Origin of the sequence: Achromobacter arsenitoxydans SY8 (genome assembly GCF_000236785.1) — a bacterium.
In the GTDB taxonomy this organism is placed as follows: domain Bacteria; phylum Pseudomonadota; class Gammaproteobacteria; order Burkholderiales; family Burkholderiaceae_B; genus Achromobacter; species Achromobacter arsenitoxydans.
Genome location: NZ_AGUF01000043.1, coordinates 53,377 through 73,605 on the forward strand (window position 1 = coordinate 53,377; position 20,229 = coordinate 73,605).

At 66.1% G+C, this 20,229-nt stretch carries 15 protein-coding genes and 1 pseudogene; 10 read left to right on the plus strand and 6 right to left on the minus strand.

Translation table 11 applies throughout. The annotated features are described in order from the left end of the window. Window positions 1-689 precede the first annotated feature (689 nt). Window positions 690-902: a YbdD/YjiX family protein gene (locus tag KYC_RS11675; protein WP_085945451.1), complete on the minus strand. Its 213-nt coding sequence runs from the start codon at window positions 900-902 to the stop codon at window positions 690-692. 21 nt (window positions 903-923) lie between these two features. Beyond that, window positions 924-3,011, minus strand: a complete 2,088-nt coding sequence (locus KYC_RS11680) for a carbon starvation CstA family protein (RefSeq protein WP_008162288.1) — start codon at window positions 3,009-3,011, stop codon at window positions 924-926. Between the two features lie 313 nt (window positions 3,012-3,324). Between KYC_RS11680 and KYC_RS11685 the strand changes: the two genes are divergently transcribed. The 7 genes and pseudogenes from KYC_RS11685 to KYC_RS11715 all read left to right on the plus strand — a co-directional run bounded on the left by KYC_RS11685 (window position 3,325) and on the right by KYC_RS11715 (window position 10,804). After that, on the plus strand, window positions 3,325-4,746 hold the full coding sequence (locus tag KYC_RS11685; protein ID WP_008162291.1) for a cache domain-containing protein: 1,422 nt from the start codon (window positions 3,325-3,327) through the stop codon (window positions 4,744-4,746). Continuing rightward, complete coding sequence (locus KYC_RS11690) at window positions 4,743-5,399, plus strand: response regulator (RefSeq protein WP_008162293.1); 657 nt, start codon at window positions 4,743-4,745, stop codon at window positions 5,397-5,399. The genes KYC_RS11685 and KYC_RS11690 overlap by 4 nt, the downstream gene beginning before the upstream one ends. A gap of 167 nt (window positions 5,400-5,566) precedes the next feature. Continuing rightward, on the plus strand, window positions 5,567-6,112 hold the full coding sequence (gene folE, locus KYC_RS11695; protein WP_008162296.1) for a GTP cyclohydrolase I FolE: 546 nt from the start codon (window positions 5,567-5,569) through the stop codon (window positions 6,110-6,112). A 253-nt stretch (window positions 6,113-6,365) separates the two neighbouring features. Further along, window positions 6,366-7,395, plus strand: a pseudogene (gene tauA, locus KYC_RS11700) (taurine ABC transporter substrate-binding protein). A gap of 79 nt (window positions 7,396-7,474) precedes the next feature. Then, entirely contained in the window at window positions 7,475-8,308 is an 834-nt protein-coding gene (locus tag KYC_RS11705; RefSeq protein ID WP_008162299.1) for a taurine ABC transporter ATP-binding protein, read from the plus strand. Further along, window positions 8,301-9,128 carry an ABC transporter permease subunit gene (locus KYC_RS11710; protein ID WP_008162300.1) on the plus strand — a complete coding sequence of 276 codons (828 nt, stop codon included), beginning with the start codon at window positions 8,301-8,303 and terminating at the stop codon, window positions 9,126-9,128. The genes KYC_RS11705 and KYC_RS11710 overlap by 8 nt, the downstream gene beginning before the upstream one ends. A 110-nt stretch (window positions 9,129-9,238) precedes the next feature. After that, window positions 9,239-10,804, plus strand: coding sequence for an aminotransferase-like domain-containing protein (locus KYC_RS11715; RefSeq protein WP_008162303.1), 1,566 nt, complete (start codon window positions 9,239-9,241; stop codon window positions 10,802-10,804). A 3-nt stretch (window positions 10,805-10,807) separates the two neighbouring features. On the opposite strand, the gene KYC_RS11720 is transcribed toward KYC_RS11715, so the two are convergent. Both KYC_RS11720 and KYC_RS11725 read right to left on the minus strand, forming a co-directional pair. Next, window positions 10,808-12,211, minus strand: coding sequence for an NAD(P)/FAD-dependent oxidoreductase (locus KYC_RS11720; RefSeq protein ID WP_008162305.1), 1,404 nt, complete (start codon window positions 12,209-12,211; stop codon window positions 10,808-10,810). Window positions 12,212-12,231: 20 nt separating this feature from the next. Next, window positions 12,232-12,624: a nuclear transport factor 2 family protein gene (locus KYC_RS11725; protein ID WP_008162307.1), complete on the minus strand. Its 393-nt coding sequence runs from the start codon at window positions 12,622-12,624 to the stop codon at window positions 12,232-12,234. A 346-nt stretch (window positions 12,625-12,970) separates the two neighbouring features. On the opposite strand from KYC_RS11725, the gene KYC_RS11730 reads away from it, so the two are divergent. From KYC_RS11730 to KYC_RS11740, 3 genes are all read left to right on the plus strand, one after another. Next, window positions 12,971-13,192, plus strand: coding sequence for a hypothetical protein (locus KYC_RS11730; protein WP_008162309.1), 222 nt, complete (start codon window positions 12,971-12,973; stop codon window positions 13,190-13,192). Continuing rightward, the gene (locus tag KYC_RS11735; protein WP_008162314.1) at window positions 13,185-16,145 is read left to right on the plus strand and encodes a T6SS effector BTH_I2691 family protein; all 2,961 of its coding nucleotides are present in this window, start codon (window positions 13,185-13,187) and stop codon (window positions 16,143-16,145) included. Before KYC_RS11730 ends, KYC_RS11735 begins: the two co-directional genes overlap by 8 nt. Before the next feature lie 133 nt (window positions 16,146-16,278). Then, a complete protein-coding gene (locus KYC_RS11740) occupies window positions 16,279-17,013 on the plus strand; it encodes a DUF6708 domain-containing protein (RefSeq protein WP_238531916.1) in 735 nt (244 codons plus the stop codon). A gap of 324 nt (window positions 17,014-17,337) precedes the next feature. Here KYC_RS11740 and KYC_RS11745 read toward each other — a convergent pair whose 3' ends face one another. Both KYC_RS11745 and xsc read right to left on the minus strand, forming a co-directional pair. Further along, the gene (locus tag KYC_RS11745; protein ID WP_008162317.1) at window positions 17,338-18,258 is read right to left on the minus strand and encodes a bifunctional enoyl-CoA hydratase/phosphate acetyltransferase; all 921 of its coding nucleotides are present in this window, start codon (window positions 18,256-18,258) and stop codon (window positions 17,338-17,340) included. Between the two features lie 90 nt (window positions 18,259-18,348). Then, window positions 18,349-20,160, minus strand: a complete 1,812-nt coding sequence (gene xsc, locus KYC_RS11750; protein ID WP_008162318.1) for a sulfoacetaldehyde acetyltransferase — start codon at window positions 20,158-20,160, stop codon at window positions 18,349-18,351. Between the last annotated feature and the right edge of the window lie 69 nt (window positions 20,161-20,229).

Sequence of the window (20,229 nt, forward strand, 5' to 3'; positions counted from 1 at the left end):
CCCAGGAGAGATAAAGGTCAGGCTACGGCCGTGCCGCAAGGGTGTCAGACACCCACCAGCGAACGTCCGCCCAGCCTGCAACACGCACACCCGCGACTAATCGTCACGTCAACCCCAGTGCCGGATGGGCGGCGCGTACAGGTCGGCAAGTTGCAGCCGCCCGTCGCCGCGCCGCCCATCACCGTTCTCCCCCAACCGGAGAGGCCCCATCAGCAAATTACTCCCCGCATACGCGCAAGCGCACATCGCCCCGACGACCAGCCTCCCATATGCCGGGTTGCCGCCGCCCGGGCGGCAGCAACCCGGCGACCCCGCACATCCCCTGCCCTGACCACAGCTCTTGTAGCGCCACGATCCAAGACTTTCGTAGCACGGCGTCGCGGGCGCCGGGGATGCGAGCAACCTCGATGCGCCCGAGGGAATCTGAAGGCAGTCGCCGAAGGCGACAACGAAGATGACGAAGGGGGGGCCGCCTAGGCAAGTCCGGAGCGAAGGCTCCGGACCGCAATCGTGGGCGCTCGCATCCCCGGCGTCCGCGGCGTCGGGCGGCCTACGAAGCACCAGAAACCTACGAAGCACCAGAAACCTACGAAGCGCCCAAGACCGACAAAGCTCCGCACCGACCACCAACGAATACACCGCCCAAAAAGAAAAAAGGCCTCGCACCAGCAAAGCCTTCCCAAACCAACTCAGCAGCACCCGATCCGCTTCTTCCCCCCGTAGCGCGCCTCCTGCCGCTCCCGGAAGAAATCCTCGTAGCTCATCGGCTCCTGGTCAGGATGCGTACGCCGCATATGCTCGACGTACGTCTCGTAATCCGGCACCCCGACCATCAGCCGGAGCGTCTGCCCCAGGTAGCGGCCGGCGGCGCCGGCCGCCGAAGTCATGTTGCTGAACAGCATGCGGCGTCTCCCGTCTCAGGGTCAGTCTGCGCCGGCCGCCGCCGTCGCCGGCAGCACCTCGTACGGCGTCTCGCGGGCCGTCGGCTTGTTCTCGTTGCGAGCGCGCTGGACCGACTTCAGCCCGAACACCACGATGCTCACCACCACGAAGATGAAGATCGCGCACAGTCCGGCGTTGATGTAGTCGTTCAGCACCACGCGAGACATCTCGCCCAGCGACTTGGCCGGCGCCAGCACCTTGCCCTCGGCGATTGCCGCGTTGTACTTGTCGGCATGCGCCAGGAAGCTCACGCGCGGATCCGAGTGGAACAGCTTCTGCAGGCCGGCCGTCAGCGTGCAAGCCAGCAGCCAGAGCGTCGGCAGCACCGTCACCCACGCGTAGCGGTCGCGTTTCATCTTGAACAAGACCACGGTGCCCAGCGTCAGCGCGATCGCGGCCAGCATCTGGTTGGCGATGCCGAAGAGCGGCCACAGCGTGTTGATGCCGCCCAGCGGATCCACCACGCCCTGGTACAGGAAGTAGCCCCACGCCGCCACGCACAGGCCGGTCGCGATCAAGTTGGCGGGCAGCGAATCCGTGCGCTTGAGCGACGGGGCGAATGTGCCCAGCAGGTCTTGGAGCATAAAGCGGCCGGCGCGCGTGCCCGCGTCCACCGCCGTCAGGATGAAGAGCGCTTCGAACAGGATCGCGAAGTGGTACCAGAAGGCCATCATGCCCGGACCGCCCATCGCCTGGTGCAGGATGTGCGCCATGCCGACGGCCAGCGTCGGCGCGCCGCCCGCGCGCGAGATGATGGTGCTTTCGCCGACGTCCTTGGCCGTCTGGACCAGGTCGGCCGGACTGATCACGAAGCCCCAGCTCGACACCACTTGGGCCACCTGCTCGGGCGTCGTGCCGATCACGGCCGCCGGGCTGTTCATGGCGTAGTAGATGCCCGGCTCGATCACGCAAGCCGCCACCAGCGCCATGATGGCCACGAAGGATTCCATCAGCATGCCGCCGTAGCCGATGTAGCGGGCCTGGGTTTCGTTTTCGATCAGCTTGGGCGTGGTGCCCGAGGAGATCAGGGCATGGAAGCCCGACACCGCGCCGCAGGCGATGGTGATGAAGAGGAACGGGAACAGGTTGCCCGACCACACGGGGCCGGTGCCGTCCACGAACTGGGTCAGCGCGGGCATTTTCAGCTCGGGCGCCACGACCACGATGCCGATCGCCAGGCCGACGATGGTGCCGATCTTCAGGAAGGTCGACAGGTAGTCGCGCGGGGCCAGCAGCAGCCACACGGGCAGCACGGACGCGATGAAGCCGTAGACGATCAGGATCCAGGTCAGGCCCTTGCCGTCGAAGTCGAACATCGGGCCGATGACCGGATGCGCGGCGACGTCCTGGCCGAAGGTGATGGCGGCCATCAGGCCCACGAAGCCGATGATGGAGACTTCGCCGATCTTGCCCGGGCGGATGTAGCGCAGGTACACGCCCATGAAGAGCGCGATGGGGATGGTCGCGGCCACCGTGAAGGTGCCCCACGGCGAATGCGTCAGCGCCTTGACCACGATCAGCGCCAGCACGGCCAGGATGATCACCATGATCATGAAGGCGCCGAACAGCGCGATCACGCCCGGGATCTTGCCCAGTTCGGACTTGACCAGGTCGCCCAGCGAGCGGCCGTCGCGGCGCGTGGAGATGAAGAGGATCGTGAAGTCCTGCACGGCGCCGGCAAACACGACGCCGGCCAGGATCCACAGCATGCCCGGCAGATAGCCCATCTGCGCGGCCAGCACCGGGCCGACCAGGGGGCCCGCGCCGGCGATGGCGGCAAAGTGGTGGCCGAACAGCACGTGCTTGTTGGTGGGCACGTAGTCCAGGCCGTCGTTGTACTTCCAGGCCGGCGTCATGCGGGTCGGGTCCAGCTGGAAGACCTTGCGCGCGATGAAGCGGCTGTAATAACGGTAGGCGATGAGATAGACGCAGACGGCGGCAATCACCACCCATAGCGCGTTGATGGTCTCTCCTCTGGCCAGCGCCACGGTGCCCAGCGCGAACGCGCCCAGTACCGCAACCGCCAGCCAGACCAGGTGCTGACCCAGTCCCTTACTGCTGGTATGCATAAGTGCTCCTCTTGCCTCCCGCCATGCTCTTGGCGTGAAACGCTTTTTTCGTCCCGCGGAAGGCAGACTCATTGTTGTGGGGTGGCGGACGCACGCGTCCACGCTGCGTCCTGTCGACGCGGGCGCCAGTATTCCGCCTCACCCTGGCGCCAACAAGCGCGGAACTACGCAAACCGGGTACGTATTACTACGCCATGCGGCGCAGCAAAAAATCCTGGAAATCGTAAAATCCACCCGCAATTCCCAGTTTCCCGCCTGGGCCACGTCCCCTAATGCGCCGCAGCAATCCCCGCCTGCGCTGATACAAATCCTTATGAAGCTGCGCCTCAAGATCCTGCTGCTCGCGGCGGTGCCCCTGCTGGTGGCCGTTGCCGCCATCACGGTCGCCGTCTATGTGCAGGGACTGCAATTGGCGCAGCGCGAAAAGCAGGTCGTGGAAACCGCCTGGCTGGCCAGCAAGGAAGGCGAACTGCGCCACTACGTCAACCTGGCCTATAGCGCCATCGCCCCCCTGCAGGCGTCGGGCGACGACGACGCCACCCGCCAGCGCGCGCTGGACCTGCTGGCGCAAATGGAATTCGGGCATGACGGCTATTTCTTCGTCTATGACCTGAACGGCAAGAACCTGATGCACCCGCGCCAGCCGGAGCTCGTCGGCCAGGATCTCTGGAACCTGCGCGACACCAAGGGCCAGCCGGTCATCCAGAACCTGCTGACGGCCGCCCGGCGCGGCGGCGAGCAAGGCGAGGCGGTGCACTATCTGTGGGAGAAGCCGTCCACCCACCAGACCGAGGAAAAGCTCGGCTACGTGGTGGTGCTGGAGCGCTGGGGCTGGATGCTGGGCACCGGCATCTACCTGGACGACGTGCAGCAGGCGCTGGTGCGCATCGACGCCGCCGCGCAGGCCAACATCCGCAGCATGTTCGCGTGGGTGGCGGGCATTGCCGCAGTGTCCATCCTGGGCGTGGCCGCCTGCGGTCTTGCGCTGAATATCAGCGACCACCGCCAGTCGGACGCCAAGCTACGCCTGATGGCCCGGCAGCTTGTCCGGTCGCAGGAAGACGAACGCGCCCGGCTGTCGCGCGAGCTGCACGACGGCATCAGCCAGGTGCTGGTGTCCATCAAGCTGTCGCTGGAGGCCGCGCGCGAACGATTGCGCCAGTCGCAGCCGCGCGACCCGCAAGCGCTGGCGCATATCGACACGCCGCTGGGCAGCGCGCTGGACCGCCTGAACACCGCCGTGGGCGAGGTGCGGCGCATTTCGCACAACCTGCGCCCGACGCTGCTGGACGACCTGGGCCTGCCGGCCGCGCTGGAGCATCTGGGTCGTGAATTTGCCGTTCCCGCCGAAAACGGCGCGCCGCCGCTGGCGGTGAGCCTGCGCACCACCGGGCAGCCGGTGAAGCTGCCCGACGCCTACGCGACCGCGCTGTTCCGCGTCACCCAAGAAGCGCTGACCAATGTACTGCGCCATGCCGGCGCCACGCGCGCCGATCTGACGCTGGCCTATTCTGGCCGCGACCTGCGCCTGACGATCACCGACGACGGCCGCGGCTTCGACTACGCCGAGGTGCAACAGGACCCGCACCGCGGCATCGGCTTGCGCAACATGCGTGAACGCATGAATGCGCTGGCAGGCAGCCTGAGCTTCCATTCCTCCGCCCAAGGCACGACCTTGCAGGCCTGGCTGCCCCTGCCGGCCGCCGGCGCCCCACCTGTGAATCCCCAAGCATGACCGACAACTTCGACGCCGTCCGACTCCTGCTGATCGACGACCACCCGCTGGTGCGCGACGGCCTGCGCCTGCGCCTGGAAACCGTGCCGCATCTGCGCGTCGTGGGCGAAGCCGGCAATGCGGCCGCCGCGCAAGCCTTCCTGGCCGCCTGCATGGCCGAGGACCCGCAGGGCGGCACCCTGCCCCATCTGGCGCTGATGGACCTGAACATGCCCGGCGTGGGCGGCCTGGAGCTCACGGCCCAACTGCACGAACGCTATCCCCAGATCGCCGTGCTGGTGCTGTCCATGCACGACAATCCGGAATACATGGTGCAGGCGGTCAAGGCCGGCGCCCGCGGCTACCTGCTCAAGGACGAGCCCGCCCAGGAGATCCTGGCCGCAATCGACGCCGTCATGGCCGGCCGCAGCTACTTCAGCGCGGCGGCGGCCGTGCGGCTGTCGCAGGCCAGCGCGCTGGCCACGCTGCTCACCCAGCGCGAACGCGACGTACTGCGCCACATCGCCGACGGCCACGCCAACAAGCAGATCGCCCAGGCGCTGGGACTGTCCGTGCGCACGGTGGAAACCCACCGGCTGAACATCAAGCGCAAGCTGGGCATCGACGGGCAGGCCGAGCTGATCAAGTACGCGGTGGAGAACCGGGGCGTCTGAGTGGGGAGCCCCCACGCCGCGCACGCTGCGCGTGCTTGCTGCCCCCCGAGGGGGCTGCCCCGCCTTCGGGCGGCCGGGCGGCGGGGCCCGCCCCGCCGGCTGCGGTAGACTTGCGTCACGTATGCAACACAACGCGCGGCGTCGCGCGCAGGACCAGGAGTTCCCCCATGTCATTGGAAAAGCACTACACCGCCATTCTCGAAGCACTGGGGGAAGATCCGTCCCGCGAAGGACTTGCCGACACGCCGGCGCGCGCGGCCAAGGCGATGCGTCACCTGTGCCGCGGCTACGACCAGAATCTGGACGAAATCGTCAACGGCGCGCTGTTCACGTCCGACACGCGCGAAATCGTGCTGGTCAAGAACATCGAGCTGTATTCGCTCTGTGAACACCACATGCTGCCCTTCATCGGCAAGGCTCACGTGGCCTACCTGCCGGCCGGCAAGGTCCTTGGCCTGTCCAAGGTGGCCCGCATCGTCGAAATGTACGCGCGCCGCCTGCAGATCCAGGAAAACCTGAGCCGCCAGGTGGCCGAGGCCGTCCAGAGCGTCACCGGCGCGGCCGGCGTGGCGGTCGTCATCGAGGCGCAGCACATGTGCATGATGATGCGCGGCGTCGAAAAGCAGAATTCGTCCATGGTCACCTCCGTCATGCTGGGCGAATTCCACGACAACCCGTCCACCCGGGCGGAATTCCTCAGCCTGATCCGCTGAGCGCAGGCGGCGCCGCCGCCCCCTCATCCTTTTGGCGCATATCGCGGGCCCGCCCGCTGCGACGACGATGCCTCCTCGGGCATTGCCGGCGCGGCCGGCGGGCCCGGCCGCTTTTGGCGCCCGGCTTTGGCCGCCGGTTTTGGCACCTACTGATCCGGGCATCTGGCCCTAGCGTTCTGGTCCCATCCGGGCAAACTGGCACCAGCAAGCCGGTCGCGCCGGGGCGCGGCCGTTCTCTATCCCGGAGATCACCATGAACGCGATATACCGCCTGATTCGCCGCTGCACCCTGGCCGGCCTGGCCGCCGCGCTGCTGGCCGCGCCCGCCTACGCGCAGACCAAACTCGTGGTGGGCTACCAGCTCATCGTCGGGCCGTTCCTGTCCGCTATCGCGGACGGCAGTTTCGACAAGGCCCTGAAAGAGGCCGGCTACCAGGTGGACTGGCGCCAGTTCACCTCCGGCGGCGACATTTCCACCGCGCTGGCCTCCGGCAACGTGCCGGTTGGCGTGCTGGGGTCCACCGGCATCACCTCGGGCGCCACGCGCGGCGTAGACATGCAGCTCTTCTGGATCCTGGACAACATCGGCAAGTCCGAGGCCCTGGTGGCGCGCAACGGCTCCGGCATCAACAGTACGGCCGACCTGAAGGGCAAGCGCGTCGCCACCCCGTTCGTGTCCACCTCGCACTTCCACCTGCTGGTCGGGCTGGAACAGGTCTGGAAGGTGCCGCCGCGCGACGTGCGCATCCTGAACATGCAGCCGCCGCAGATCGTGGCCGCCTGGCAGCGCGGCGATATCGACGCCGCCTACGTCTGGCCGCCCGCGCTGACCGAGATCGCCAAGACCGGCAAGATCATCGCCGACTCGGAGCAGATAGGCGCCGCCAGCGTGCCCACTTTCGACGGCATCGTGGTCGACAAGGCCTGGGCGCAGAAGCATCCCAAGTTCAATGGCCGCCTTCACGGGGGTGCTGGCCAAATCCTATGCCGACTACCGCGCCAACGGCGCCAAGTGGACGGCGGACTCCCCGCAGGTCAAGGGCATCGTCAAGCTCATCGGAGGCAAGCCCGAGGACATCGTCGAGGCGCTGGGCCTGCTGGTGTTCCCGACCGTCGAAGAACAGATCTCCAAGACCTGGCTGGGCGGCGGCAAGGAATCGGGCGCCGCGCGCGCCTTCGCGGCCAGCGCCAAGTTCCTGAAAGACCAGAAGCAGATCGACAAGGCGCTGGACGACTACAGTCCCTTCGTCACCGATCAATACGCGAAGGCGGCGGCAAAGTAGCGCAGCCCGCCACGGCGCGGCGTCATCCCGGCGCCGTCGCCCGCCACGGGCGCAGCCCTACAGAACAGGGGGAAGCGGCATGACCATGCAGTCCACACCCGCCGCGCGGAGCCTGTGCGCGGAAGGCGTCAGCGTGACCTATCCCGGCCTGCACGACAGCGGCCCGGTCATTGCGCTGCACGACGTCAACCTGACCATCGAGCCGGGCGAATTCGTCGTCGCCCTGGGCGCATCCGGCTGCGGCAAGACCACCCTGCTCAGCCTGCTGGCCGGCTTTCTGTCGCCCACCGAAGGCGAGATCACGCTGGACGGCAAGCCCATCGTCGGCCCCGGCGCCGACCGCGGGGTGGTCTTCCAGAAGCATGCGCTGCTGCCCTGGCTGAACGTGCTGGAAAACACGGAGTTCGGCCTGAAACTGCAGGGCGTGGACAAGGAAACGCGCCGCGCCCGCGCCCGCCGCAATCTGGAACTGGTGGGCCTGCAGGACTTCCACCGCCACATGATCTACCAGCTGTCCGGCGGCATGCAGCAGCGCGTGGGCATCGCGCGCGCGCTGACCTGCGATCCCGCCATGCTGCTGATGGACGAGCCCATGGCCGCGCTGGACGCGCTGACCCGCGAGACCATCCAGGAACTGCTGCTGGACATCTGGCGGCAGACCGACAAGATGTTCTTCTTCATTACCCACAGCGTGGAGGAAGCGCTGTTCCTGGGCTCGCGGCTGATCGTCATGTCGCCGCGCCCGGGCCGGATCACGCACACCTTCCAGCCGGACTTCAACCGGCGCTACCTGGAGACCCGCGATGGCCGTGGCATCAAATCCAGTCCCGACTTCATCGCCATGCGCGAGCAAGTCCTCGGCATCATCTACGGGGACGAGCGCGCCGCCGCCCCGCACCCGGTCCATGCCTAAGCGCCGCGCCGGCCACACGCCCGCCGTGCCCGGCAAGGTCTACGGGTCTCCGGGCGCGGGCTACAGCGGGCACATCAGCCTGCTGACCAGCCTGGCGCTGCTTGCCCTGTGGTTCCTGGTCACCAGCGCGGGCTGGGTGCGGCCGCTATTCCTGCCCTCGCCCATCGCGGTGTACGACAAGTTCGTGTTCGCCATGACCGAAGGCGTCGCCAATTCGACGCTTACCGAGCACGCCCTGGCCAGCCTGTCGCGGGTGTTCGGCGCCTTCTTCCTGGCTTGCGTCACGGCCATCCCCATCGGCATCCTGATGGGCGTGAACCGGTATGTCCGGGGCGTCTTCGACCCGCCCATCGAGTTTTACCGCCCGCTGCCGCCGCTGGCCTATCTGCCGCTCATCATCATCTGGTTCGGCATCGGCGAATTCCCCAAGATCCTGCTGATCTACCTGGCCATCTTCGCGCCCATGGCGATCGCCGCGCGCGCAGGCGTGCGCTCGGTCTCCATCGAGCAGATCCACGCGGCCTACGCCATGGGCGGCACCAGCCGGCAGATCGTCTGGCACGTGATCCTGAAGGCGGCCATGCCCGAGATCTTCACGGGCATGCGCATCGGGATCGGCGTGGGCTGGACGACGCTGGTGGCCGCCGAGATGGTGGCTGCCGATCGCGGGCTGGGATTCATGGTGCTCAACGCCGCCCAGTTCCTGGCCAGCGACACCGTGATCATGGGCATCATCGTGATCGGCGTGTTCGCCTTCGCCTTCGACCTGCTGGTGCGCTACCTGGAACGCTTCGCCATCCCCTGGAAGGGCCGCATCTGACAGGGCAATCCCGCATTCCTTACCCCATCCGGCTCCTTTATCCTGAGGCTCGGACACCCCGGCCGCGGCAGCACCGCGCCCGGCCGTGCCGCAGTCAAAAGGAGCCATCCATGTCCAGCCAGGCCTCGATGCTCAAGCCGGTGCTGTGGGAACGCCTGTTCGAAAAGGCCAGCGCGCCCAACCTGAGCCTGCAGGGCCGCGTGCGGCAAATGCTGGTGTCGGCAATCCTTAGCGGCCACCTGCCGCCGGGCATGCCGGTGCCCTCCAGCCGCTATCTGGCCGACCAGCTGCGCATCGCCCGAAACACGGTCGTATTCGCCTACCAGCAACTGGTCTGCGAAGGCTATCTGGTGTCGCGCGAGCGCAGCGGGCATTTCGTCAGCGACACCGTCATGCAGGGGCATTCCGGCCCGGCGTCCGACGCTGCAACGCCGGACGACACCGCGGCGGCTGATGCCGCCGGCGGCCACGGCGTGCGCTGGGACGAAAGGCTGCGTTTCCGGCCCAGCCGCCAGCGCAACATCACCAAGCCGCGCGACTGGCAGAAGCAACCCTACCCCTTCGTCTACGGACAGTTCGACCAGGACCTGTTCCCCACAGCCGAATGGCGCGAATGCTGCATCAAAGCCCTGTCCGTGCTGGACATCCGCAGCTGGGCGCCGGACCTCATCACGCACGATGACCCCGCGTTGATCGAACAGATACGCACGCAGGTGCTGCCGCGCCGCGGCGTATGGGCGGACGCCGAGGAAATCGTCTGCACCGTGGGCGCGCAGCACGCGCTCTACCTGCTGGCGGACCTGCTGGTGAATGAGGACACGGTCGTGGGCATGGAAGACCCCGGCTACCCCGACGCCCGCAACATCTTTGCCAGCCATACCCGCCACCTGCTGCCCCTGCCGGTGGACGAACAGGGCCTGCGCACCGGCACGCAGCTGCTGGGCTGCGACTACGTTTTCGTAACGCCCGGGCACCAGTGCCCCACCACCGTCACACTGTCAGCCGAGCGCCGCGCAAGCCTGCTGGCGCTGGCGCGGCAGGCCGACAGCCTCATCATCGAAGACGACTTCGAAAGCGAAAGCCGCTGGGGCGAAGGCGCGATTCCGGCCCTGAAAAGCCTGGACCGCGACGGCCGCGTCATCTACGTCGGCAGCCTGGCCAAGTCCTTCGCGCCCGGGCTGCGCATCGGCTATATCGTCGCGCCGCGCGAACTGGCGGCCGAACTGCGTGCGCTGCGCCGCCTGATGCTGCGCCATCCGTCCGCCTACATCCAGCGCGCATTCTCGCTCTTCATTTCGCTGGGGCATCACCATTCGCTGCTGCGGCGCCAGTCGCAGGCCTACCAGAAGCGCGGCGGCGAACTGGCCCGGGCGCTGGCCCGCCACCTGCCGGACTTCAAGTCCATGCCCATCACCGGATCGTCGTCGTGCTGGCTGCAAGGGCCGCCATGGCTAAACGCCAAGGCGCTGTCCGAGGCCGCGCTGGCCGAAGGCGTAGTAGTCGAGCCGGGCGACGTTTTCTTCATGGACGGCGTCGACGCGCCCCGCAACTTCCTGCGCGTGGGGTTCACGTCGATCCGCCCGGAACTGATCGAACCCGGCATCGAACGGCTGGCCAAAGTCGTCGACGCCCAGCGCCGCGCCGCGCAGGACCTGGCGTACTGCCCGGGCGCCTGACGGCTACAGCAACTCGTCCCGCAAGTAATACCACCGGTACAGCAACCCCTGCCCGATCCTGCGGAACGGCGCGAACATATGCCCGGGCAGCGGCGAGTCGTAGATCGGCAGGTCCCACGAAACGCCGTCCTGCCCCATCATCCGCTGCGCCAGCCGCCGGCCGGCATGGGCTGAAAACGCCACGCCGTTGCCGCCATAGCCAAAGGCGTAATACACCTGCTGCGCCGGATCGGGCTGCGTGATGCGCGGCATCATGTCGTGGCTGACGTCCACCCAGCCCCACCACGAATACGCCACGTCCACCCCCCGCAGCGTGGGGAACTTGCGCGCCAGGCCCTCGCGCAGCAGCGCCAGGTGGCGCGGGTTCTCCGCGTCCGCCCCGCGCAGCGCGCTGCGGCTGCCGATCTGCATGCGGCCGTCGGGCAGCAGGCGGTAGTAAAAACGCAGGGTCCGCGTGTCCGTAATGAACACCGTGCTTTTCAGCCCCGCCGCCTCGCGCTCGGCCGGCGTCAACACCCGCGTCACCATTGAATTGGACAGCACCGGCATGATGCGGTTGTCCAGCAGGCGGTTCACGCCCTGCGCGGTGTAGCCGCCCGTGGCGAACGCCACGCGCCTGGCGCGCACCGTGCCGCCGGGCGTCTGCAGCAGATACATGCCGTTGTCCACGCGCCAGCCCAGCACCGGACTGGCCGGATGCAGGCGCACGCCCAGCGCTCGCGCCTGCCGCAGATACCCATACGCCAGCTTGAGCGGATGCACGCCCACACCGTCCGGCTCGTGCATCGCGCCCACGGCCTCGCGATCGTCCACATAGCGTTCCCGCAGCTCGGCGCGACTGAGCATTTTCACGTCGTAGCCGAACGTCTCGCGCATGACGCGAGCTTCGTTCTCCAGGAAGGCCATCTTCTTCTGGCGATGCGCCGTGTACAGGTGGCCGCCCGGCTGCGCATCGCAGTCCACCTGGGCTACCAGGCTTTTCCAGTATTCGAAGCCCTCGCGGATCTCCGCATCCAGGCGTTTCGCCGTCTCCAGCCCCCAGCGCGCGATCCACTGCGAACGATACAGGCGGCCAGAGGCGTTCTGGCCCTGGCCGCCGTTGCGGCTGGTGCAGCCCCACACGGCGCGGTTGGCCTCCAGCACCACGGCCTTCACGCCGAAGTCCCGCGCCAGCGCCAGGGCCGCGGACAGGCCGGTGAAACCGGAACCGACGATGACCACGTCGGCGTCGATATCGCCCTGGATCGGTCCATCGTCCTCGGGCGGCGTGCCGGCGGTCGCGACCCAATACGTGGGCGCATAGTCCTGGCCCTGGCCGGGCGGCGACACCAGCGGATCATAAGCCGGGTTATAGGCGTTGATGGCGGCGCCGGGCGCGGCGGCCGGGCGATGGGATCCGGCAGACATTTGCGTATCCATGGCCGGTGCTACGCCCGTGCCGGCAACGCTGGACGCTGCTTGCGGAACGCGTTTTTCACGCGGATCTTGCCGTCCTGGAAAGTGAAGACGTCGACCATGTCGGCCTCAACCCGCGAGCCGTCCGGCGCGGTGCCGCGGAAGGTGGATTCGGACACGCCGCGGTCGCCGGCGACCCAGTGCCGGCCGTCGTCCCAGCGGGCGTCGGGAAAGTTCTTCCAGGCCGCGGCAAACGCCGCGCGCACCGCTTCCGGGCCGGCATGGCGGCTGCCGTACTGCTCGGGGCCGGCGACGGTCTCGAACACGCAGTCCTCGCTCATGAAAGACATCAGGGCGTCGATGTCGTGCCGGTTCCAGGCGGCCGCGAACTCGGCCAGCATCTCCACGGTGACGGACTTTTGCATTGCCTACCCTCCTCTGCTGGCGGGGCGCGAGATGCGCCCACGCTGAACACCCAAGGTACGTTCGGGGTACGTCAGGGTCTAGAACCAGACGCGGGGAATCGCTTGCACCAGATCTAATGCCGAATTTCATTCAACTTGGCATTTGGAGGACTTTTCGGATTTGTCCTAAGCATTTGGCGGCAAATCGGGATGGATCCTATATGCCATAAACCAGCGATTGCGCAGGATTGAGCACTAAGTCCAAGCGCGTCCATTGCCATCCATCGTTGCAAACGGGACGCCTGTTCACAGGCGTGACTATCCACCCAAATCCGGAGGAAGAGGCCTGCTATTGCACGGAGCAAGCATGCCTTCTCAATCCGACCAGCGCTTCACCTTCGACCTCGTCGGCAGCGAGGCGCCGCTCGACGCAGACGTGGAACGGTACCTCGCGCTGATCTCCGGCAACCTCTGGCTACTGCATAGCGATGAGGCCCGCGTCCTCCTCAACGACCTCACAGAGTCCCCTCAGGCCCGCCTTCGCAAGTTGGAAGCGCTGGCGCGCGGGAAGGAATCTTCCAATGACTAAAACAAGTGCTGGCAGTGCAACGTCGACACCGGCATGCAGTCCGCGCGTTCCCATCCTGCCCATCCGCTACGCGATCGTGCCCAACGCGGGCGGCGCGCCGCTGTACCGTTATGCCGAGTCCGGCTTCAAGCTGGAGCAGGGCTTACCCAGGATCGAACTCTCTTCCTACACCTTGCGGGCGCTTCGGCCTGGGTACGTCTACGTCTTCATGAAGGGCCCCAAGGGCGAAAAGTTTGTCATCCATGAATACGACGGCGAGGGCCACTACAAGGAACTGACCTACCTGGGCCTGGAACAGTATCACCGCAAGGATCGTTACCGGACCGTAAGCAGCCGGGGTTGGGTTTGGGCCGATACGAGCCCCGACACCGCCAGCGAAGTCTGGATCGGCTTCAGCCCGCACCTATGGACCAATGCCGTCACAGCCAGGATGGCGGCGGACCCGTCTGCGCGCAAACGTCATATGCGCCAGATCGACATGGCCGAGCTGACCTCTGGCGAGAAAACACCCTCAAGCCAGCCGCACGTGTTGCCCGCCAGCGCATTGAGCCATTGGGTCGAGGACTTCAAGCCCAGGGACCAGCGCATGGACCTGGATTGGAGCAGCCATTGCAGCAAGGACGATCTGCCCATCAGCACCTTTCTGGCCCAGGGGCAGCACTATCGCTACACGCAGCCGCGCGTGCCGGTGGTAGTCGTACTTAATGATGCGGAGGGCCTGAGCCTGGATCTCGGCCTTTCCGTCGCCGCCTACCAGCACCAACTGCGCGACATCTTGCCAAGCCAACAGCATGAGGCCATTGCAAAACAAGGCAAAGCGGAGTTCGCCGTACCCGCCTGTTTCAGCCAGGACGTCGAAAAGCTGAGCGTCCAAAGCCAGCGCTATCACCATAAGAATCTGGTAGCCATACTGCTGGAGCAGACGCTGCAATCCATGTACCCGGCGGACCAGACGCCGCCGGAAACCCTGGCCAGGCTGCGCGACGAATACCAGCGCAAGCAAGTCGGCGGCAGCCGACGGGCGACGCTTTCCGAATTGCGCTATCAGGTTCTTACCGATAGCCGCATCTCGCCGATGGGCCGACGCCTTGCTGAGCGCATTGATACCGCCAAATATCACGCTTTCCTGGCCGAACGCGACCAGCGCGAGGCGCACCTGCGATCCTGCCTCGACACCGCCCTGAAGGCTTGCCGTGACCATGACCGATGGCTGGCCACGGCAGAGTCTGAGCACCGGGACGTTCCCACCAGCCTGGCCGCCGCGCTGGCCGCCTACGACCGTGACGAGCGCCTGTCGGCCGGGGGGCTGGAAGTGTCTCTGGCCCTGATGATCCACCCCATGAGCCAGGCCCTGCCGGGCACCGAAGACGACGACGCGCGATTCCAGCGGCTGTCCGCCTGGCTGGACAGGCAGGACAGTCCGCTTTACATGGCGCTGGCGCCATTCAACCCTTTCAAGGAAAAGGCCGATTCGGTCGGCACGCTGTTGGGGGCCGCCGACAACGCCATCGAAGGGCTGGCCGGCCGCTTCCCCGCCATGGCCGGGATCACCGACTTGACCGCTGAGGCGGTGACGACCGTAGTGCTCACGCGTCTGCCAGGCAAGACGCGCTGGACCGCTAGCGACAGTTTGCGGCAGCGGGTTCTGGCCGCGGTCCAAGAGGCCAATGGGGAGAAAGCCGTGGGATTGATTGGCGCGCGCTACCGCGTCACCGACCAGGCAGTGCTGAACGATGCCTACAGCAAGGAAGTGAACAATTTCCTTCAATCCGGGATGGCCGAAGTCACCGAGAGTAAGCGTGTCCGAATCACCGGTACCCGTACCGTCACCATCGAGCAGACCCTTACCCGGCGCGTGCGCCCGAACGTCTCGGCGTTGCTGACCACTGCCGGGGGCGGGGTGCTGAATGTGGGCATGCTTTGGTTCAATGTGATCAGCCTCAAATCCGCGTATGCGAGCTTGAAGAAGGACGCCGACGTAGCCGCTTCCGCCGCTTTTGCGTCCGCAATCTTCGGTGTGGCCGGGGCCACGGCCGCCGTTTTGGTCAGCGCCCGCGCAACGCAGAAGGTGCTTGTGCTGCGCTACGCGGCAGCGGCGCCGGGTATGGAATTTGGCAATGGGTTCATGCGGTTCATTGCGGGAAATCTGTTTGCGCGGTGGGTGGGGTATCCCGCGATATTGGCGGGGTTTGCATCTGATGTTGTATCCGCAAACCGAAAGCACCAGTCTGGTGATGAGGTTGCCGCTGCCTATACGTTCGGTGGAGGTGTCTTGGTCGGGCTTGGATCTGCTGTCGTACTTGAAGGCGCCTTAGCCATTGCGGGCCCAACAGTGGTAATTCCATACGCCGGGTGGGCTGCCGCAGCAATCGTGCTTGTGGGCGCTGGAATTCTTGCTGGTGGCGTTTGGCTTCACTCCCTAGCGGCGGCGCACGTTCACAGCCCCCTCGAACTCTGGGCGGCTCGCGGCATCTTTGGCACGCGCAAGAACGACGGCGAAATCCGCACTGGCATCGCGTTGGACGCAGACAAGATGCTTCCCCCCTTTGACGACGTGGCCGAGGAAATCAAGGCCTGGTATGCCGCGTACTACGCGCCACAACTCCTGGAGAAGCAGCAGGCCGAGGCGTTGGGCATCAAAGATGTCGACAGCCGGTGGCAAAGCGCATCCTCATGGTCAATCACAAGGAGTGCCGCTCCGAGTGTTGTGGAGTTCACCGTTTTGTGTCGGGGATACCTCATCGGGCAAAGCGCTTGGTCCGAGATGCTCGAACAAGACAAAGCCTGCGTTCCCGGTACCCCTGCCTGCTACGACACCGCAGCAGGGCTGGTCCTGCATTACAGGAAAGAAATCACGGATGCTCATCAAATGATATTGACGGTCAATTACTGCCCAAATCAGGGCATGGATGAAAGTGCCGTGGCCACCGTGCAGTTCAAGTTGGAGGGCTGAGGAAGTGGCTATATCGTGGCAGTTTTCAAGACAAGGCAGAACGGGCTTGGCGCCAGCTATTGGCGATCAATTGGTCAGCGTTGATCGGCATGTTCTCTGCTTGCGGAATCCATGGGTTGCAGATTCTGTGTTCATGGGAAAGATGTACACCTCATCCATGCTAATTCTCTTTTTCTGGAATAGTGTCCTATGGTGGGATTCTGGAATTTGGCGTATATCAGACACCTTTGATTTTTTGTTTTTTTTAATGGTGCTAGTAGGCCCTTTTTTCGCTGCCCCTCTTTTATGGTATCGAATATTCCTGATCAAGCGCCTCTCCAACTTCTACTTCAACCGCAAAACCCAGCGTATCTACTACCAGCGCAACAAGACGCTGATAGCCTTCGATTGGGCTGAGACTGAGGGCGGCGTGTTCGTGCGCAATGAGTTTGGCGGCAGCTCGTTCAGCACGAATTTCGCACTCGCCTTCGGCCCGCGACCGGCGCCCGGTGAAGAGAAAAAACGCGTCGCCCTCTGGGTCGACAGCAACGCATCCACCAATCCCGACCCGCGCCACGTTGCCCAGGTTTGGGAGTACATCCGTCAGTTCATGGAAAAAGGCCCCGACCGGTTGCCCGAGCCAGGAGAGCCGAACTGGTGGTACGTGCCGCTGCACAGCATCTGTCTGACGCCGGCCGAAGCTTGGCACCATTACGCCCCGTGGCGTACCGGCGAACGTGGAGAGCGGCAGGGCAAGAAGAACTGGCTATTGCCGATGTGGCTGGTGCTGTTTCCCTACAACCTGTTCTCGGCATTGTGCTGGTGCGCAGTATGCCGCCTGTTCAACGTGCGCGCCGCGCCGCCGCCGGCGCAAGCTTTGGAAGGTTGAGGCTGGCATTTGGTGGCGCAGCAGGGCTGCTCCTGCATTACAAGAGCGTAGCTCACCAGATTACGCTGCCTAGCGAGGACCTTGGACAGATCCGGAGAGGCGGCAGCCTGCGCCTTCACTGATTCGAAATAGTTGGCGATGAGCGTTGCGCTCTGCAACTTCTGGGCATTCTTGCCGGGATACTTGGTCTTGTCCGCCAGCCGCCGCCAAGCCCGTTCTGCCCTGTCTTGAAAACTGCCACGATATAACCACTTCCGTATCCACCCATCGGGCGCCGGCTTAGTACCAAACCGCCGGACTTGCTGGTGCCAGGGGTCCGGCGGCTCAGCCGCCCAGCGCCCGCGCATACAGGGCCGCGACGGCGCAGCTGTTGACGCGCGCGTCCATGGAGTCGGAGCGGCTCGTCAGCAGCACCGGCACACGCGTGCCCAGCACCAGCCCCGCCGCGCCCGCGCCCGCCAGCCAGGTCAGCTCCTTGTAGAGCATGTTGCCGGCCTCGATATCGGGGACCAGCAGAATGTCCGCGTCGCCCGCGACGCGCGACACGATGCCCTTCTGGTCCGCAGCCTCGCGCGAGATGGCGTTGTCGAACGCCAGTGGTCCGTCGATGTCGCCGCCGCGGATCTGTTGGCGGTCGGCCATTTTGGACAGCGCCGCCGCGTCCAGCGTGGCGGGCATGGCGGGGTTGACCGATTCGGTGGCGCACAGCACCGCGACCTTGGGCCGCTCGACGCCCAGCGCGCGCGCCAGGTCGATGGCGTTCTGCGCGATATCGGCCTTTTCCTGCAGACTGGGCGCGATGTTGACCGCGGCGTCGGTCAGGATGAGCAGTTTCGGATAGGCGGCCACCGCCATCACGAACGCGTGACTGATGCGCCGGCCCGTGCGCAGGCCAGACTCGCGCGTCACCACCGCCGACATGAAGTGATCGGTGTGCAGGCTGCCCTTCATCAGCATGCTGACCGCGCCATCGCGCGCCAGCGCGGCCGCGGCCCGAGCAGCCAGCAATTCGTCGTCCGGCGCATCGACGACCTCCATCGAACCCGCGCGCAGGCCTTCCTGCTCCATCAGCGCTGCCAGCCGCCCCGCCGGCCCGACCAGCACGGGCTCGATATAGCCCGCCGCCCCGGCCTGCGCGGCGGCGCGCAGGCTGACGGGACACAAGGGATACGCCACCGCCGTGCGCAAGCGTCCCGCCGCCAGCGCGGCAACGCGCAGCGGCTCGAACAAACGGTCGAATGCCATGTCTTCGCTCCTGCCGCGGGCGCGCCCGCGGCCGCCCGGAAGATGTCCGGCGCGGGCGGCACCTGCCAGCCCGCGCGTCGCGCCCGCCTTTTAGCGTCCCGCCGGCTCGATCGGCAGCGGCACCTCGCCCGCCTTGAAAGGCTGGTTCACGTACTTGCGGTATTTGTCCAGGAAACGCACCGGCTGCTTGAGGGCGTCGCGCCGGAACGGGTCGCCCAGTTCCTGGCTGACCATCATCTCCAGCACGGTGGTCTTGCCTTCCAGCTGCGCCTTGCAGGCGGCCTGCAGCGCCGCGCCGACCTGGTCGGCGTGCTCGACGCGGATGCCCTCCGCCCCCATGGCGCGCGCCAGGTCGGCAAAGCCCGGATTGCGCAGATTGCTGCCCACGAAGCGCCGTCCGTAAAAGTCCACCTGGTTCTTCTTTTCGGCGCCCCATTGGCCGTTGTGGAACACCACCGCGGTCACCGGAATCTGCTCGCGCACGCAGGTCAGCAGTTCCTGGAAGCTCATGCACCACGCGCCGTCGCCGACATAGGCCACGGCCGGCCGGTCGGGCCGGCCCAGCTTGGCGCCGATCAGCGCCGGCAGCGCGTAGCCGCAGTTGCCGAAGCTCATCGCGGCCAGCATGGAATTGGGTTCGTCAAAGCGCAGGTAGCTATTGGACACCGAGCAGATGTTGCCGATGTCCGTCGACACCATCACGTGCTTGGGCATGGCGCGTTCCAGCTCGCGCAGCATGCGGCGCGGATGCATGCGGCCGCCGCCCTGCTCGATGATGTCCAGGCTCCAGTCGTCGCGTTCGTGCGACCAGCCGTCCAGTTCCTGCTCCCATTCCGCCTTCTGCGCGGCGATCTCGCCGGCGCGCTGCTCCTTCGTGCGGACGCAGGCGACCTCCCTGCCCTGCAATTTCGCCGACAGCGCGGCGGCGGCCGGCTTGGCGTCGCCGCAGATGCCCACCGACACCGGCCGCACCAGACCCAGCATGCGGTGGTCGGCGTCCACCTGGATGATGCGGGCGTTCTGTGGCCAGTAGTCCAGACCGTGCTGCGGCAGGGTGCCGAAGGGCCCGAGGCGCGTGCCCAGCGCCAGCACCACGTCCGCCTGCGACAGCAGCTTCATGCCCGCCTTGGCGCCCTGGTAGCCCAGCGGGCCGCACCACAGCGGGTGGCTGGCCGGAAAGGCGTCGTTGTGCAGATAGCTGGTCACCACGGGCGCGCCCAGCAGTTCGGCCAGCGCCACGCATTCGGCCTGTCCATCCGAGAACAGCACGCCTCCGCCCGCCACGATGACTGGGAACTTCGCCTCGGCAAGCATGCGCGCCGCCGCTTCCAGGTCCTCTTCCGATCCGGGCCCGCGGCGGATCCGGCGCGGCTCGGGAATCGCCACGTCGATCTCGCCGTAGAAATAGTCGCGCGGGATGTTCAGCTGCGACGGCCCGCGTTCGGCCATGGCGTTGTCGAACGCCTTGGCGGTGAATTCCGCGATGCGGTCCGGGCGGTTCACATGCGCCTGGTATTTGGTGATGCGCGAAAAGATGGGCAGCTGCTCGGTTTCCTGGAAACCGCCCAGGCCCATGCCCGACGTCCCGGTCTCGGGCGTGATCGCCACCACCGGGCTGTGCGCCCAGTAGGCCGCCGCCACGCCGGTCACGAAATTGGTGATGCCCGGGCCGTTTTGTGCGATGCACACGCCGTGCCGGCCGGTCACCCGGGAATAGCCGTCGGCCATGTGCGCCGCGCCCTGCTCGTGCACCGTCGGCACGAAGCGGATGCCGGCCGCGGGAAACAGGTCCAGCGCATCCATGAAGGCCGAACCGACGATGCCGAAAACATCCTTGACGCCCTGCGCGACCAGCGTCTCGACGAATGCTTCGCTGGGGGTCATGTGTTGCTTGCTGCTCATGGTCTCTCTCCTGGCGGGCCGGCGCTCGTCCGATTGCTCATTGGCCGGTGTGATCCGATACTGCGCCAG